The sequence below is a fragment of the Tsukamurella ocularis genome, from assembly GCF_024807615.1.
Classification (GTDB): domain Bacteria; phylum Actinomycetota; class Actinomycetes; order Mycobacteriales; family Mycobacteriaceae; genus Tsukamurella; species Tsukamurella ocularis.
In genome coordinates this window covers 461,704-476,177 of sequence record NZ_JANUCJ010000004.1, presented here as the reverse complement: position 1 = coordinate 476,177, position 14,474 = coordinate 461,704, and the positions used below count along the sequence as shown (strand labels likewise).

The 14,474-nt window shown below is 70.0% G+C and carries 19 protein-coding genes; 5 read left to right on the top strand and 14 right to left on the bottom strand.

What is annotated here, in order from left to right; all coding sequences use genetic code 11:
* Window positions 1-31 precede the first annotated feature (31 nt).
* Complete coding sequence (locus HNP44_RS18685) at window positions 32-1,435, bottom strand: glycine--tRNA ligase (RefSeq protein ID WP_374758804.1); 1,404 nt, start codon at window positions 1,433-1,435, stop codon at window positions 32-34.
* A gap of 127 nt (window positions 1,436-1,562) precedes the next feature.
* Here HNP44_RS18685 and HNP44_RS18680 point away from each other — a divergent pair, with 127 nt between their 5' ends.
* Window positions 1,563-1,964, top strand: a complete 402-nt coding sequence (locus tag HNP44_RS18680; protein ID WP_259142858.1) for an ArsR/SmtB family transcription factor — start codon at window positions 1,563-1,565, stop codon at window positions 1,962-1,964.
* A 2-nt stretch (window positions 1,965-1,966) separates the two neighbouring features.
* Window positions 1,967-2,377 carry a Fur family transcriptional regulator gene (locus HNP44_RS18675; RefSeq protein WP_374758803.1) on the top strand — a complete coding sequence of 137 codons (411 nt, stop codon included), beginning with the start codon at window positions 1,967-1,969 and terminating at the stop codon, window positions 2,375-2,377.
* A gap of 17 nt (window positions 2,378-2,394) precedes the next feature.
* Here HNP44_RS18675 and HNP44_RS18670 read toward each other — a convergent pair whose 3' ends face one another.
* Genes HNP44_RS18670 through HNP44_RS18650 form a run of 5 tightly spaced genes read right to left on the bottom strand, consistent with a single transcriptional unit; the run spans window position 2,395 to window position 5,828 of the window.
* Window positions 2,395-3,003, bottom strand: a complete 609-nt coding sequence (locus HNP44_RS18670) for a TetR/AcrR family transcriptional regulator (RefSeq protein WP_259256919.1) — start codon at window positions 3,001-3,003, stop codon at window positions 2,395-2,397.
* Entirely contained in the window at window positions 3,000-4,184 is a 1,185-nt protein-coding gene (locus HNP44_RS18665) for an NAD(P)/FAD-dependent oxidoreductase (RefSeq protein WP_259142854.1), read from the bottom strand. The genes HNP44_RS18670 and HNP44_RS18665 overlap by 4 nt, the downstream gene beginning before the upstream one ends.
* Window positions 4,181-4,369, bottom strand: a complete 189-nt coding sequence (locus HNP44_RS18660; RefSeq protein ID WP_068521261.1) for a rubredoxin — start codon at window positions 4,367-4,369, stop codon at window positions 4,181-4,183. The genes HNP44_RS18665 and HNP44_RS18660 overlap by 4 nt, the downstream gene beginning before the upstream one ends.
* A gap of 38 nt (window positions 4,370-4,407) precedes the next feature.
* A complete protein-coding gene (locus HNP44_RS18655; protein ID WP_259142851.1) occupies window positions 4,408-4,569 on the bottom strand; it encodes a rubredoxin in 162 nt (53 codons plus the stop codon).
* Window positions 4,566-5,828: an alkane 1-monooxygenase gene (locus HNP44_RS18650; protein WP_259142849.1), complete on the bottom strand. Its 1,263-nt coding sequence runs from the start codon at window positions 5,826-5,828 to the stop codon at window positions 4,566-4,568. The genes HNP44_RS18655 and HNP44_RS18650 overlap by 4 nt, the downstream gene beginning before the upstream one ends.
* Before the next feature lie 210 nt (window positions 5,829-6,038).
* Between HNP44_RS18650 and HNP44_RS18645 the strand changes: the two genes are divergently transcribed.
* From HNP44_RS18645 to HNP44_RS18635, 3 genes are read left to right on the top strand one after another with little or no spacing between them, the layout of a single operon-like run.
* The gene (locus HNP44_RS18645; protein WP_259142847.1) at window positions 6,039-6,464 is read left to right on the top strand and encodes a MarR family winged helix-turn-helix transcriptional regulator; all 426 of its coding nucleotides are present in this window, start codon (window positions 6,039-6,041) and stop codon (window positions 6,462-6,464) included.
* 32 nt (window positions 6,465-6,496) lie between these two features.
* Window positions 6,497-6,919, top strand: a complete 423-nt coding sequence (locus HNP44_RS18640) for an organic hydroperoxide resistance protein (RefSeq protein ID WP_259142845.1) — start codon at window positions 6,497-6,499, stop codon at window positions 6,917-6,919.
* Between the two features lie 32 nt (window positions 6,920-6,951).
* Window positions 6,952-7,947, top strand: a complete 996-nt coding sequence (locus HNP44_RS18635; RefSeq protein ID WP_259142844.1) for a zinc-binding dehydrogenase — start codon at window positions 6,952-6,954, stop codon at window positions 7,945-7,947.
* A 63-nt stretch (window positions 7,948-8,010) separates the two neighbouring features.
* On the opposite strand, the gene HNP44_RS18630 is transcribed toward HNP44_RS18635, so the two are convergent.
* The 8 genes from HNP44_RS18630 to HNP44_RS18595 all read right to left on the bottom strand — a co-directional run bounded on the left by HNP44_RS18630 (window position 8,011) and on the right by HNP44_RS18595 (window position 14,443).
* The gene (locus tag HNP44_RS18630; protein ID WP_259142843.1) at window positions 8,011-8,418 is read right to left on the bottom strand and encodes a hypothetical protein; all 408 of its coding nucleotides are present in this window, start codon (window positions 8,416-8,418) and stop codon (window positions 8,011-8,013) included.
* A complete protein-coding gene (locus tag HNP44_RS18625) occupies window positions 8,415-9,227 on the bottom strand; it encodes an isoprenyl transferase (RefSeq protein WP_259142842.1) in 813 nt (270 codons plus the stop codon). Before HNP44_RS18625 ends, HNP44_RS18630 begins: the two co-directional genes overlap by 4 nt.
* Window positions 9,205-10,002, bottom strand: coding sequence for a DNA repair protein RecO (gene recO, locus HNP44_RS18620; RefSeq protein ID WP_259142841.1), 798 nt, complete (start codon window positions 10,000-10,002; stop codon window positions 9,205-9,207). Before recO ends, HNP44_RS18625 begins: the two co-directional genes overlap by 23 nt.
* A gap of 260 nt (window positions 10,003-10,262) precedes the next feature.
* Window positions 10,263-11,207 (bottom strand): GTPase Era, encoded by a 945-nt coding sequence (gene era, locus HNP44_RS18615; protein ID WP_259142840.1) that lies wholly within the window; start codon window positions 11,205-11,207, stop codon window positions 10,263-10,265.
* Window positions 11,204-11,527 (bottom strand): cytidine deaminase, encoded by a 324-nt coding sequence (locus HNP44_RS18610; protein ID WP_259142838.1) that lies wholly within the window; start codon window positions 11,525-11,527, stop codon window positions 11,204-11,206. The genes era and HNP44_RS18610 overlap by 4 nt, the downstream gene beginning before the upstream one ends.
* Entirely contained in the window at window positions 11,524-12,846 is a 1,323-nt protein-coding gene (locus HNP44_RS18605; RefSeq protein WP_259142837.1) for a hemolysin family protein, read from the bottom strand. Before HNP44_RS18605 ends, HNP44_RS18610 begins: the two co-directional genes overlap by 4 nt.
* A 2-nt stretch (window positions 12,847-12,848) precedes the next feature.
* Window positions 12,849-13,388, bottom strand: coding sequence for an rRNA maturation RNase YbeY (ybeY, locus tag HNP44_RS18600; RefSeq protein ID WP_224646494.1), 540 nt, complete (start codon window positions 13,386-13,388; stop codon window positions 12,849-12,851).
* Window positions 13,385-14,443, bottom strand: a complete 1,059-nt coding sequence (locus HNP44_RS18595) for a PhoH family protein (RefSeq protein ID WP_374758802.1) — start codon at window positions 14,441-14,443, stop codon at window positions 13,385-13,387. The genes ybeY and HNP44_RS18595 overlap by 4 nt, the downstream gene beginning before the upstream one ends.
* Window positions 14,444-14,474 lie beyond the last annotated feature (31 nt).

Here is a 14,474-nt window from a genome sequence, read left to right as displayed (position 1 = left end):
ACCGGACGGGCGGAGCCGTCGAAGCCGGAGGTCAGCAGCCGGCGAGGCGCGCGGCCAGGTACTGCTGAATCTCCGCGAGCGGCACGCGCTCCTGCTCCATCGTGTCGCGCTCGCGAACGGTCACGGACTCGTCCTCGAGTGTGTCGAAGTCGACGGTGACGCAGAACGGCGTGCCGATCTCGTCCTGGCGGCGGTAGCGCTTGCCGATGCCCTGGGCATCGTCGAAGTCGACGTTCCAGAACTGGCGCAGCTGCGCGGACAGCTCGCGGGCCTTGGGCGAGAGCTTCTCGTCGCGCGAGAGCGGCAGCACCGCGACCTTGACCGGCGCGAGGCGACGGTCAAGCTTGAGCACCACGCGGGTGTCGGTGCCGCCGTTGGCCTTCGGCACCTCCTCCTCGGTGTAGGCGTCCACGAGGAAGGCCATCAGCGAGCGGGTGAGGCCGGCGGCGGGCTCGATGACGTAGGGCGTGTACCGCTCGCCCGACTGCTGGTCGAAGAACTCCAGCGACTCGCCCGAGTGCTTCGTGTGGGTGCCGAGGTCGAAGTCGGTGCGGTTGGCGATGCCCTCGAGCTCGCCCCACTCGCTGCCGGTGAACTCGAAGCGGTACTCGATGTCCACGGTGCCCTTGGAGTAGTGGCTCAGCTTCTCCTGCGGGTGGGTGAACAGGCGCAAGTTCTCCGGGTCGATGCCGAGGTCCGTGTACCACTTCAGGCGGTAGTCGATCCAGTACTGGTGCCACTCGTCGTCATCGCCGGGCTTGACGAAGAACTCCATCTCCATCTGCTCGAACTCGCGGGTCCGGAAGATGAAGTTGCCGGGCGTGATCTCGTTGCGGAAGCTCTTGCCGATCTGGCCGATGCCGAATGGCGGCTTCTTGCGCGCCGTGGTCATCACGTTCTTGAAGTTCACGAAGATGCCCTGCGCGGTCTCGGGCCGCAAGTAGTGCAGCCCCTCCTCCGACTCGATCGGGCCGAGGTAGGTCTTGAGCATCATGTTGAAGTCGCGGGGCTCGGTCCACTGGCCCTTGGTACCGCAGTCGGGGCAGACGATCTCCGACATCGGCACGGCGTCCGGGTCGATCTCCTCGCCCTTGGCGGCGCGCTTCTCGGCGTACGCCTCCTGGAGGTGGTCCTGACGGTGCCGCTTGTGACAGTTCAGGCACTCGACCAGCGGATCGTTGAACACCGAGACGTGCCCCGAGGCCACCCACACCTGGCGCGGCAGGATGATCGCGCTGTCGAGACCCACCACGTCGTCGCGCGAGGTGATCATGTTGCGCCACCACTGCTTCTTGATGTTCTCCTTGAGCTCCACGCCGAGCGGCCCGTAGTCCCAGGCCGACTTCGTGCCGCCGTAGATCTCACCCGACTGGAAGACCAGTCCCCTGCGCTTGCACAGGTTGGCGACAGTATCGACTTTGGTTGCTTTGGCCACGGCGCGCTTCATCTCCGACGGGTTGTGAGACCAGAAAAACGTACGCACCGACTCTACCGTTCGCGCCCCGGCCCGCGGCGCGATGGGACGCCTCCCGCCCGGCGGCTTGACGTGGCCGATCCCGCATATGAAAATGATTGTTGATAAGAGGAGGCACGCCATTCCCACCGACATCGTCCCGACCGCCCTCGTCGCCGACTGCCCCGTCGACCCCGAGGACCCGCCGCGCACGCAACCCGATCCTGACGTGCTCACCGCCACGGGCGACCTCCTGCGCGCCCTGGCCGCCCCGGTCCGGATCTCCATCGTCCTCGAGCTCATGCACTCCGAGCTGTGCGTGCATCAGCTGGTCGACGCCCTCGGCGTGACCCAGCCTCTCGTCAGCCAGCACCTGCGCGTGCTCAAGTCCGCCGGCGTCGTGCGCGGCGAGCGCAACGGCCGGGAGATCGTCTACCGTCTGGTCGACGATCACCTCGCACACATCGTGGTCGATGCGGTCGCCCACGCCACCGAACGGCCGGGGGCCTGACGGTGACCGTCCACGCCGCCAAGGGAACGGGAATCCGGGCGACGAAACAGCGTGGCGCGATCACGCAGGCGCTGCGATCGGTCTCGGAGTTCAAGTCGGCGCAGGAGCTGCACGAGCGGCTCCGCGCCGACGGCGAGTCGATCGGCCTGACCACCGTCTACCGGAACCTGCAGGCGATGGCGGACGCGGGCGCCGTCGACACCCTGCGGACGGACAGCGGCGAGGCTCTGTTCCGGCTGTGCTCGGACGAGCACCATCACCACCTGGTGTGCCGCGAGTGCGGGCGCACCGTCGAGGTGACCGACCGGGCCGTCGAGGCGTGGTCGGCGCGGACCGCCGCGGCCCACGGCTTCACCGACGTGACCCACACGCTGGAGATCTTCGGCCGCTGCGCGGACTGCTCCCGCCCCTGACCCGATCCGGGCGCGGCTCAGCTACGGACGGCCTGGGCGAGGAACGGCGAGAGCACGGCGGACACCTCGCGCGCCGCCTCCTCCGCACCCTCGATCGGCATCGTGAGGTGACTGAACGCGAGCCGCACGAGCACGCCGGCCGCGATCTGCGCGTCCGCCCGCCGCACCTGCGCCCAGCTCATGGCGAGGATCTCCGCGAGCCCCTCGGTGGCGCGCTGCAAGATCGGCGTACCGTCGATCGTGACGATCCCCATGAGGTCGCGGTGGGGGTTCGGCCCGACGATATTGATGACGACGGGGTCGCCCATCCCGATCTCGAAGACGCCACGCATGGCGTCGTCGACCGCGGCGTCGATCTCGCCCGGGTGCGCGTCGATCCGCTCCTGCACGTAGGCGAGGAGGCCGTCGACGAACCGAGTGACGTACGCGACGGCCATGCCCTTGCGGGAGCCGAACTCGTTGTAGAGGGTCTGCCGGCTGACGCCCGCCTGGCGGGCGACGGCGGCCATGGTGACCGCCGACCACTCCCGCCCGCTCAGGACTACGCTGACCGCGTCGAGCGCCTGATCCCGCACCGTTTGCTTCGGCGCGGCATCAGCGGCATCGCGCCCGACGAGGACGGTCATCGCGCGACCGCCGCCGCGATCTGCTCGGACAGCTCGCCGCGGACGGCCCGCAGCTCCTTCGGTCGACCCATCGCGACCGCGCCCGCGAGGCTGCCGCCGCGGTGGCACCGTGCGAAGAAGGGATCGCCGCTCGCCGTGTCCATGGGACCGTCCACCTCCAGCTCGTCGTCCGCCGCGGGCCATCCCGCGAACTGCAGCACCGCCCCGAACTGGTTCGACCAGCCCCACGGGACCGTGGGGGCGGGCACCCCGCCGAGGAGCACCTGCGCGACCGCGGTGCCCTGGTCCTGCGCCGCCGACCAGTTCTCGGCCCGATAGGTACCGCCTTCCAGCGGATGGGGCACCCGCGCGCAGTCACCGATGGCGTAGACGCCCTCGGCGGACGTGCGGTACTGCTCGTCCACCAGGATACCGTCGTCCACGCGCAGGGCCAGACGCTCGGCGAGGCCGGTGTCGGGGCTCGAGCCCACGGCGACCACCAGCAGGTCGGCGACGAGGGCGCCGCCGCCCGGCAGCGCCACGGACACCTGGTCGGGGTCGACGGTGATCTCCCCGGGCCGGACGCCGAGCAGCAGGTCGACGCCGGCGTCGCGCTGCAGGCCGGCGAGGCGCTCGCCGATCGACGGCGGCACGACGCGGGCGAGCGGCAGGGCGGCCGGTTCGACGACGGTGACGGCGTCGCCCAGCTTCGCGGCGGCCGAGGCGACCTCGGAGCCGATGAGTCCAGCACCGAGCACGATGACCCGGCCCGCGCGGCCCAGCTCGTCGCGCAGCGCAGTGGCGTCGGCGAAGTCCCGCAGGTACTTCACGCGGGGCGCGGGCGGCAGGCCCGGAAGCTCTCGGGCCGCACCGCCGGTCGCGAGGACCAGCGAGCCGTAGCCGAGGTCGGCACCGTCGGACAGCTCCAGGGTGCGGGCCGCGGCGTCGCCGCCGGTCACGGTGACCCCGGTGCGGACCGTGACGTCGATGTCCTCCCAGTGCGTGGCCGGCTTGAGGAGCGCCTTCTCGACGGGCATCCCCGCCAGCAGCACGTCCTTCGACAGCGTGGGCCGCCGGTACGGGAGGTGCGGGTCGCGCCCGAGGAGGGTCACGGCCCCGTCATATCCGCCGGTCCGCAGCGCCAGGGCCGCGGTGGCGCCCGCGACGCCCGTGCCGACGATCACCACACTGTCAGTGCTCATGCCCGGGACACCTCGACCATCTCGAAGTCGGCCTTGGCGGCGCCGCAGTCGGGGCAGGACCAGTCGTCCGGGATGTCGTCCCAGCGGGTGCCGGGCTCGATGCCGTCCTCGGGCCAGCCCTCGGCCTCGTCGTACTCGAAGCCGCACTGGAGGCAGCGGAACAGCTTGAAGGGTGCGTCACTCATGGTCGGTTCCTTTCTCGGAGGGGAGGATTCGCGCCGGATCAGACCGGTTCGAAGTCGATCTTGTCGCGGACCCCGCAGTCGGGGCAGTTCCAGTCGTCGGGGATGTCGGCCCAGGCGGTACCGGCCGGCCAACCCTCGCGGGGTGCGCCCGCCGCCTCGTCGTAGACGTACTGGCACACCGGGCATTTGAAGGAGCTCATGCGGCAGCCTGCTCTCCGGTCGCGGTGGCGCCGTACTTGGCCAGGACCTTGTCGCGGACGCGGGGGTGGATGTTGACCTTGGTGATGTCGCCGTCGTAGTGGTCGAGGACGCGATGGTCCATCAGGCGGCGCCACAGCGGCGGGAAGTAGGTCAGGCCGATCAGCGTGGCGTAACCCTGGGGCAGCGACGGGGCCTCCTCGAACGAGCGGAGGGTCTGGTAGCGGCGCGTGGGGTTCGCGTGGTGATCGCTGTGGCGCTGCAGGTGGTACAGGAAGACGTTGGTGATGATGCGATCCGAGTTCCAGGAGTGCTTCGGGGCGCACCGCTCGTAGCGGCCCGAGGCGAGCTTCTGACGCAGCAGGCCGTAGTGCTCGAGGTAGTTCACCGACTCCAGCAGGCTGAACCCGTAGATGCCCTGGATGATCAGGAACGGCAGGACATACCAGCCGAAGACCGCGGTCAGGCCGCCGAAGAGCACGACGGTCATGAGCCAGGCGTTGAGCACGTCGTTCTTCAGGGTCCACGGGCTCTTGCCGAGACGCTCGAGGCGGGTCTTCTCCAGCTCCCACGAGGACTTCAGGCTGCCCCAGACGCTGCGCGGCAGGAACTCCCAGAAGGTCTCGCCGAAGCGGCCGGACGCGGGATCCTCGGGCGTGGCGACGCGCACGTGGTGGCCGCGGTTGTGCTCGATGAAGAAGTGGCCGTACATGGCGGGCGCCAGGGTGAGCTTGGCGATCCAGCGCTCGTTCTCGGGCTTCTTGTGCCCCAGCTCGTGACCGGTGTTGATGGCGATGCCGGCGACGACACCCAGGCTGAGAGTGAGGCCGATCTGGCTGATCAGGCCGAGCCCGCCGCCGCCCGCGTAGACGCCGCCGAGCCAGGTCAGGTTATCCGCGGTGAGCAGGTAGCACATCATGACGAGCGAGGCGAGCTGCATGGGCAGGAAGATGAACGTGAGCCACTTGTAGTACGTGGAGTTCTCCAGCGCCTCCATCACCTCCTCCGGCGGGTTCTCGCCGTCGTCGCCGGCCTTGATGTCGACGATCGGAAGGATCACGTACAGCAGGATCGGGCCGATCCACCACAGCACCGGGGCGAGGTACATCAGGGGCGTGCTGCCGATGCCGAGCAGCGCGATGAGTCCCATGGCGAAGAACAGGGCGGTGGGGACGAACAGGCCCCACAGCCAGAGTCGCTTCTTGTGGTCCGTCCAGACGGCTTCCTTGCCGTCCGCGTCGATGTAAGCCAGGCCCTTCACGGTGCCCTCCTAAAGCTGTTCGCCCCGACGGGGGCTGTGACTGAGGTCATACGTTCTGGACTCAGTATTTGACACTATCAGCCGCTTTGTCAAGCAACTCGTGGACACTTCGCAGTGATATGTAAAGCCCCAGGTAGACAGGTGGATCGGCCTCGTCAATTCACCACGTTTTCAGTTGTGCACAATTGAATTGCGTGCCATCATCAAAGGGTGGAAGCGAACCGGACCCTGGACGAGCAGCTGTGCTTCGCGCTGTACTCCGCCGCGCGGGTGGCGTCGAACGCCTACCGCGAGGAGCTGTCGGCGCTGGGCCTCACCTACACCCAGTACGTCACGCTCCTCGCCCTGTGGGAGCGTGACGGCGTCACCGTCTCGGCGCTGGGCGAACGCCTGCGCCTCGACAGTGGCACCCTGTCGCCGCTGATCCGGCGGCTCGAGGGCGCCGGCCTCGTCGCGCGCCGCCGCGACCAGGCGGACGAACGGCTGGTCACAGTGCACGTCACCGACGCCGGGCACGCGCTGCGCCCCCGAGTCGACGCCGCCCGGAGCCGGGTCTACGAGGGCTTCAACCTGCCCGTCGAGGACGCGATCGCGCTCCGCGACCTGGCGAACCGCTTCTGCGCCGCGCACACCTGATCACCCCCGACGTTCCAGGAGGAACCACCGATATGAGCACCGTGTACACCGCCGAGGCCATCGCCACGGGCGCCGGCCGCGACGGCCGCACCCGTACCGACGACGGCCGCGTCGACCTGCAGCTGGCCATCCCGAAGGAGATGGGTGGATCCGGCGATGGCGCCAACCCCGAGCAGCTCTTCGCCGCCGGCTACGCCGCGTGCTTCCACTCCGCGCTCCAGATGGTCGCCCGCTCGCAGAAGATTGCGCTCGGCGACTCCAGCGTCGGGGCTCGCGTCGGTATCGGCCCCAACGGTTCCGGCGGCTTCGGCCTCACCGTCGCGCTCGAGGTCGTCATCCCCGACGTCGAGCACGACGCCGCCCAGGCCCTCGCGGACGCCGCGCACCAGGTGTGCCCGTACTCGAACGCCGTGCGCGGCAACGTCGACGTCATCGTGACCGTCGCGAACGACTGAACTCCCCCAACACTTCTCACAAGGAGACATCCATGCGTGCACTCATCCAGGACCAGTTCGGCGACCCCGCGAGCGTCCTGTCCGTCCGCGAGGTCCCGCTGCCCGAGCCGCGGCCCGGCCAGGTGCGGATCCGCACCCTGCTCGCCCCGATCCACAACCACGACCTGTGGACCGTGAAGGGCGACTACGGCTACAAGCCCGCCCTCCCTGCCGCTTCCGGCTCCGAGGCCGTCGGCGTGATCGACGCTCTCGGCGAGGGCGTCGAGGGCTTCACCGTCGGCCAGCGCGTCGCCACCGGCTCGGCCTTCGGCACGTGGGCCGAGTACTTCGTCGCCGGCGCCGCCGGCCTGCTTCCGGTCCCCGGGGAGATCTCCGATGAGGCCGCCGCACAGCTCTTCTCGATGCCCTTCAGCGCGATCAGCCTGCTCGACTACCTGAACGTCCAGCCCGGGCAGTGGATCGTGCAGAACACCGCCAACGGCATGGTCGGGCGCCTGCTGGCACAACTCGCCACCGCCCGGGGCATCAACGTCACGGGCCTGGTCCGACGGTCCGCCGCCGTCGACGAGCTCGCGACCTTCGGCGTGACCAACGTGATCGCCACCGACAGCGAGGGCTGGCGCGATCGCGCCAAGGAGCTCGCCGGCGAGGCGGGCTACGCGGGCGCCGTCGACTCGATCGGTGGCGCGGCGAGCACCCAGCTCGCCCTCCTGCTCGGCCAGCGCGGCACCCTCGTCTCGTTCGGCGCGATGAGCGCGATCAACCCGGGCGAGGGCGCAATGCTGGAGATCCCCGTCAACGTCGCGATCTTCAAGGAGATCGTGGTGAAGGGTTTCTGGGGGCGCACCGTGAGCCAGGAGATGGCGCCCGCCAAGCGGGCCGAGCTCATGGGCGAGGTCGTCCGCGGCGTCGCCGCCGGCACCCTCGCGCTGCCCGTCGACGGCGTGTACCCGATCGACGAGATCTCCTCCGCCGCAGCGGCGAGCGGCCGCCCCGGCCGCGTCGGCAAGGTGCTGCTACGCCCCTGATCACCACCGCCGGAGATGTGCGGTCATTCGTTCGAGCGATCGTTGGAACGGATGACCGCACATTCAGCCGACGAGGCGACGGCGCGCGTCGACGCCCTGGGCCAGGACGAACAGCACGAACTCCCGCAGCGCATCGCCCGCGAGCGTGCCCGCCGGGAACGAGTACGACAGCACCAGGTCGGCCGAGACCTCCCGCTCCATGAGCCGCAGCGAGCCGAACTGCACGCCGTCCGCCACGGCCCGCACGTCGGCGCGGAGTTCGTCGGTGAGCGCCAGGTCCCACGCCACCACCTGGGTCAGCGAGTAGACGTCCACGTCGCGGGCGAGGGCGAAGACCTGCACCGACGCCGGGGTCTCGCCGAAATCGACCAGCACGGCCTGATTCTCGTCGCGCCGCAGCACCACCCCGTCCGCGAGCGCGGATTCCAGCCGAGAGCGCAGCGCGTTGAGCCGGGGGTCCTGCGCCGTCACTGGGCGCCGCCGAAGCGGCGGTCGCGCTTGGCGTACTCGAGGCACGCGTCCCAGAGGTTCCTGCGGTCGAAGTCGGGGAACAGGGTGTCCTGGTAGACGTACTCGGCGTACGCGCTCTCCCACAGCAGGAAGTTCGAGGAGCGCTTCTCGCCCGACGGACGCAGGAACAGATCCACGTCCGGCATGTCGGGCTGGTAGAGGTACTGCTGGAAGGACTGCTCGGTGATGCGGTCCGGATTGATCTCCCCCGCCGCGGCGCGGCGCGCGAGCTCCCGTGCGGCGTCGACGATCTCGGCCCGACCACCGTAGTTGACGCACATCGTGAGCGTCATGACGGTGTTGTCCTTGGTGAGCTCCTCCGCGACCTCGAGCTCCTTGATCACGCTGGCCCACAGGCGCGGACGCCGCCCGGCCCACTTCACCCGGACCCCCATCTCGTGCATCTCGTCGCGACGGCGCCGGATCACGTCGCGGTTGAAGCCCATGAGGAAGCGCACCTCTTCCGGGCTGCGCGACCAGTTCTCCGTCGAGAAGGCGTACGCCGACAGCTGCTTCACGCCGATCTCGATGCAGCCGCACACCGTGTCCATGAGCACGGCCTCGCCCCGCTTGTGCCCCTCGGTTCGCGCCATGCCGCGCTCCTTGGCCCACCTGCCGTTGCCATCCATGACGAGGGCGACGTGGTTCGGCACCAGCTCCGCGGGGATCTCGGGCGGCGTCGCCCCGGAGGGGTGCGGGTCCGGGGGCCGGACGGTGACCGGCGCCTTCGGCACCGCCGTCTTGGACCTACCCCGCCGCAGTCCCGGCACCGTCGACCTCCCTCTCACCGGCCGTGAGGGCCGGGCTGTGCGGCGCGTGCCGCTCGATCATGGGCAGCGACCGCAGCTGCCGCCCCACGTGCCACTGTAGGTGCGCGGCGGCGAGCCCGTTGGCCTGCCTGCGCAGCCGCTCGCCCGTGGTCTCGGCGAGGTCGAAATCGGCCCGGGCGAGGGCCGCCATCAGGTCCAGCACGCCCTGCCCCGGCACCGCCGAGCCCGACGGGCGGCAGTGCACGCAGACGGCGCCGCCCGCGGCCACGTGGAAGGCACGGTGCGGCCCCTCGTCGCCGCAGCGGGCGCAGATCGTCAGCGTGGGCGCCCAGCCCGCCGACTCCATCGCGCGCAGCAGGAACGAGATGAGCACCAGGTCGCGGTCGCGCGTCCCCTCCGCGATGGCGCGCAGCGCGCCGACGGTGAGCCGGTGCAGCTCCAGCGCCGGGGCGCGTTCCTCGCCCGCCAGCCGCTCCGCCGTCTCGATCACGGCGCACGCCGTGGTGTAGCGGCCGTAGTCGCCGGCGAGGTCGCCCGAGTAGGCGGCGATCGAGTGCACCTGCGTCACCATGTCCAGATTGCGTCCGGGGTGCAGCTGCAGGTCGACGTGCGCGAACAGCTCCAGTCGGGCGCCGAACCGCGAGCGCGGCCGGCGCACCCCCTTCGCGACCGCGCGGACCAGGCCGTTGTCCCGGGTCAGCAGCGTGAGGATGTAGTCGGCCTCCCCCAGCTTGTGCTGCCGCAGCACCACAGCGCTGTCCCGGTACGACCTCATACCCTCCATCATTCCACCCCGCGCCGACACGCACCCCCACGCCGCGCCGCCGAACTTGTCGGTGGGGCGGCGCACGATGAGAAATCAGATTCGATTTCTTCGGGGGGAGGCGTCATGACACCGGGATGGCAACGATCATCGTCGGCACCGCAGCCGCGATCGTGACGATCGGCCAGAAGCGGCTCGCGGACAATCGGAAAGAATGGTGGGCGCGGTGTCAGTGGTGGTGCAACGGCTGCTCGGCCGCTGAGACCCGAGCGCTAGAAGCCGAGGCGGCCCAACTGCTTCGGGTCGCGCTGCCAGTCCTTGGCGATCTTCACGTGCAGAGACAGGAAGACCTTCCGCCCGAGCAACTTCTCGATCTCGCCCCGGGCGGCCGTGCCGACGGCCTTCAGCCGGGCGCCGCCCTTGCCGATGATGATCGCCTTCTGCGAACTCCGCTCGACGTAGAGCAGGGCGTGCACCTCGAGCAGGCCGGGCTTGCCGGTCTTCTCCTGCGCGGGCGTCTTCTCCCGCTCCACGACCTCCTCGATCACGACGGCCAGCGAGTGCGGCAGCTCGTCGCGCACGCCCTCGAGCGCGGCCTCGCGGATGAGCTCAGCCATCATCGTGTCGTCGTCGGTGTCGGTGATCTCGTCGTCCGGGTAGAACGCGGGGCCCGGCTTCATCTTCGACGCCAGCAGCTGCACCAGTTCCTCGACCTGCTCCCCCGACGTCGCCGACACCGGGATCACATCGCTGTTCTCGCCGAGGAACTTCGACACCGCCAGGAGCTGCTCGGCGACCTTGTCGCGGCCCACCTTGTCGATCTTGGTGACTACGCCCATCAGGGGCGTGCGGGGCGCCATGTGCCGCACCTGGTCGAGAATGAACTTGTCTCCGGGGCCGATCTTCTCGTCCGCCGGGATCGTCAGGCAGATCATGTCGACCTCGGAGTACGTGTCCCGCACGAGGTCGTTGAGGCGCTGTCCGAGGAGGGTGCGGGGGCGGTGCAGGCCCGGGGTGTCCACCAGCACCAACTGGCAGTCGGGCCGGTTGACGATGCCGCGGATCGTCGAGCGGGTCGTCTGCGGCCGCGAACTGGTGATCGCGACCTTCGTCCCGACCAGCGCATTGGTCAGCGTGGACTTGCCCGTGTTGGGCCGCCCCACGAAGCACACGAAGCCGGACCGGAAGTCCTCGGGGGTCTGGGTCTCTTCGGTCACGGACGGGCCTCTCCACGCTCATCGAACAGCGACACCGGAGCATCCGGCGTCACCTCGTGCATCGCCGCGACGCCGGCGTCGGATCCGTCGACGCCGCCGACCAGCACGGCCGCTTCGAAGCCCTCTGCCCCGGAGCTCAGCGCCGTCGCGACGGCCACCTGCAGCCCCGTCAGCGCCAGGGACATCAGGGCGACGGGGGCCCCTGCGTAGGTGCGGCCATCGAGGTCCCGGACCGCGGCACCGTGTCCGGCACCCGCCCGCGCCATCGCGCCGCGCGCCAGGGTCACCAGCTTGCGGTCCTCGTCGGATGTCTCGGTCACGCGGGCTCCTTCTCGTCGTTCGCGGCCGCGTCGTCGTCCGACGGTGCCGCCTCCTCGCCGTCGGCGCTGCGCACCAGGACCGTGGAGATCCGCACCCGGCCGCGGCGGTCGGTCGCGCCCTCGGCCTCCAGCAGCAGGCCGTGCGCCTCGACCTCTGATCCGGGCAGGGGCACACGGCCCAGCGCCAGGCCGAGGAGGCCGCCGACGGTGTCGACCTCGTCCTCCTCGATCTCCTTGTCGAAGAGCTCGCCGAGCGTCTCCAGGTCGAGCCGGGCGGACACCCGGAACACCCCGTCGCCGAGCTCCTCCACCGGCGCGACCTCGCCGGAGTCGTACTCGTCGGTGATCTCGCCGACGATCTCCTCCAGCACGTCCTCGATGGTGACCAGGCCGGCGATGGAGCCGTACTCGTTGACCAGGACGGCCATATGGTTGTTGGTGTGCTGCATCTCGCGCAGCAGAGCGTCGACCGGCTTCGAGTCGGGCACAAAGACCGCCGGGCGGGCCATGCGGCCCACCGCGATGGCGTGGCGATCGGCACCGTCGGGCAGGGCGACGAGGTCCTTGAGGTAGACGACGCCCCGCACGTCGTCGACGTTCTCCCCGATGACGGGGATGCGGGAGTGGCCCGAGCGCACCGCAAGCCGGGTGGCCTGCGAGACGGACTTGTCGGCCTCGATCCACACCATCTCGGGGCGCGGCACCATGACCTCGCGAGCGGCGGTGTCGCCGAGCTCGAAGACGGACTGGATCATCTTGCCCTCGTCCTCGTCCACCACGCCGCGCTGCTGCGCCAGGTCGACGAGCTCGCGGAGCTCGACCTCCGTGGCGAACGGGCCGTTGCGGTAGCCGCGGCCGGGGGTGATGGCGTTACCGAGCAGGATCAGCAGGCGGGTGATCGGCCCCATGAGGATCGCGATCGCCTGGAGCACCACCGCGGCCGAACAGCCCAGTGTGTACGCGTGCTGGCGGCCGAGAGTGCGCGGCCCGACGCCGATCAGGACGTAGCTGACCACCGTCATCACGGCCGCGGTGGTGACGGCCGTCGACACCGTGGACAGGTAGCGGTCGAGCACGAGGAAAACGAGGACGGTGGCCAGGACCTCGCACGCGGTGCGCAGGAGCACCACGAGGTTGACGTAGAGGGGCCGGTTGACGAGGACGCGCTGGAGGCGCTTCGCACCCGGACGGCCCTCCTCCACCAGGTCCTCGACGCGCGCCGGGGACACCGTGATCAGGGCGGAGTCGATCGCCGCGAACAGACCGCCCAGGAAGACCAGGGCGACGACGCCGACGATCAGCAGGATCGACGAGGACACGCTCAGTCCCGCCGCCCCAGGAAGCCGGTGCGGCCGAGCAGCTTCTCGTCGCGCGCGGACTGGCGGGCGCGCCGCTCCTGGTCGCGCTGCTGCGCGTAGTACTCGGCGAGGATGCTGTCCTGGAGCGCGAACATCTCACGCTCCTCGTCGGGCTCGGCGTGATCGAAGCCCAGCAGGTGGAGCACGCCGTGCACCGTGAGCACGTTCAGCTCGTGGCCGGTGGAATGCCCGGCAGCGGTGGCCTGCTCCGCGGCGAACTGCGGGCACAGCACGATGTCGCCGAGCGTCGCGGGACCGGCCTCGACCATGTCCGGGCGGCCGCCCGGGGTCAGCTCGTCCATCGGGAAGCTCATCACGTCGGTGGGGCCGGGCAGGTCCATCCACTTCACGTGCAGGTCGGCCATGGTGTCGAGGTCGACGGCGAGCATGTTCAGTTCGGCGCCCGGGTGCACGTCCATCGCGGCGATGGCGAATGCGGCCACGGCCACCACCTCCGCCTCGTCGACGTCGAAGCCGGACTCGTTGGCGAATTCGATGCTCATCGGCGCCCCGGGATGCGTCGCGCGCCCAGCTGCGGGCGCTTGGTGGCTTCGAGCTGTTCCTCGAACTGGGCGTACGCGTCCACGATCTCGGCGACCAGACGGTGCCGCACCACGTCCGAACTGGTCAGCTCGGCGATGTGGATGTCGTCGATGTCGCGCAGGATGTTCACTGCGGCACGCAGGCCGCTGGTGGCGCCGCCCGGCAGGTCCACCTGCGAGGCGTCGCCCGTGACGACGATCTTGGAGCCGAAGCCGAGCCGGGTGAGGAACATCTTCATCTGCTCGGCGGTGGTGTTCTGCGCCTCGTCGAGGATGATGAACGCGTCGTTCAGGCTGCGTCCGCGCATGAACGCCAGCGGCGCGACCTCGATGACACCGGCCTCCATGAGCTTCGGGATCGACTCCGTGTCCATCATGTCGTGCAGCGCGTCGTAGAGCGGACGCAGGTACGGGTCGATCTTCTCGTTCAGCGTGCCGGGCAGGAAGCCGAGCCGCTCGCCGGCCTCCACCGCGGGGCGCGTCAGGATGATGCGGCTGACCTGCTTGGACTGCAGCGCCTGCACGGCCTTGGCCATCGCGAGATAGGTCTTGCCCGTGCCGGCGGGGCCGACGCCGAAGACGATGGTGTGCTCGTCGATCGCGTCGACGTACTTCTTCTGGTTGACGGTCTTGGGGCGCACCGTCTTCCCGCGGCGGGAGATGATGTCGAGCGTGAGCACCTCGGCCGGCGACTCGCCGGAACCGTCGGTCATCATGCCGACGGACCGGCGCACCTCCTCGGGGCTCACGGCGACGCCGCTGCGCACGGCGGCGAGCAGTTCGGCGAGGACCCGCTCGGCCAGCGCGACGTCGGCAGGGCGGCCGGACAGCGTGATCACGTTGCCGCGGGCGTGGACGTCCGCGTCGAGCACGTTCTCCAGCGCTCGGAGGTTCGCATCCGCGGGGCCGAGGAGACCGAAGGTCAGCTCGATGGGGATCTCGACGGTGGACCGCGCCGGCGTCACTGCCTGGGCGGGGCTGTCGGAACTGGTGGGGTCTGGCACGCGGTGCGTCAATCCTTGTCTCGGCGGTGACCGCGCCTGACGG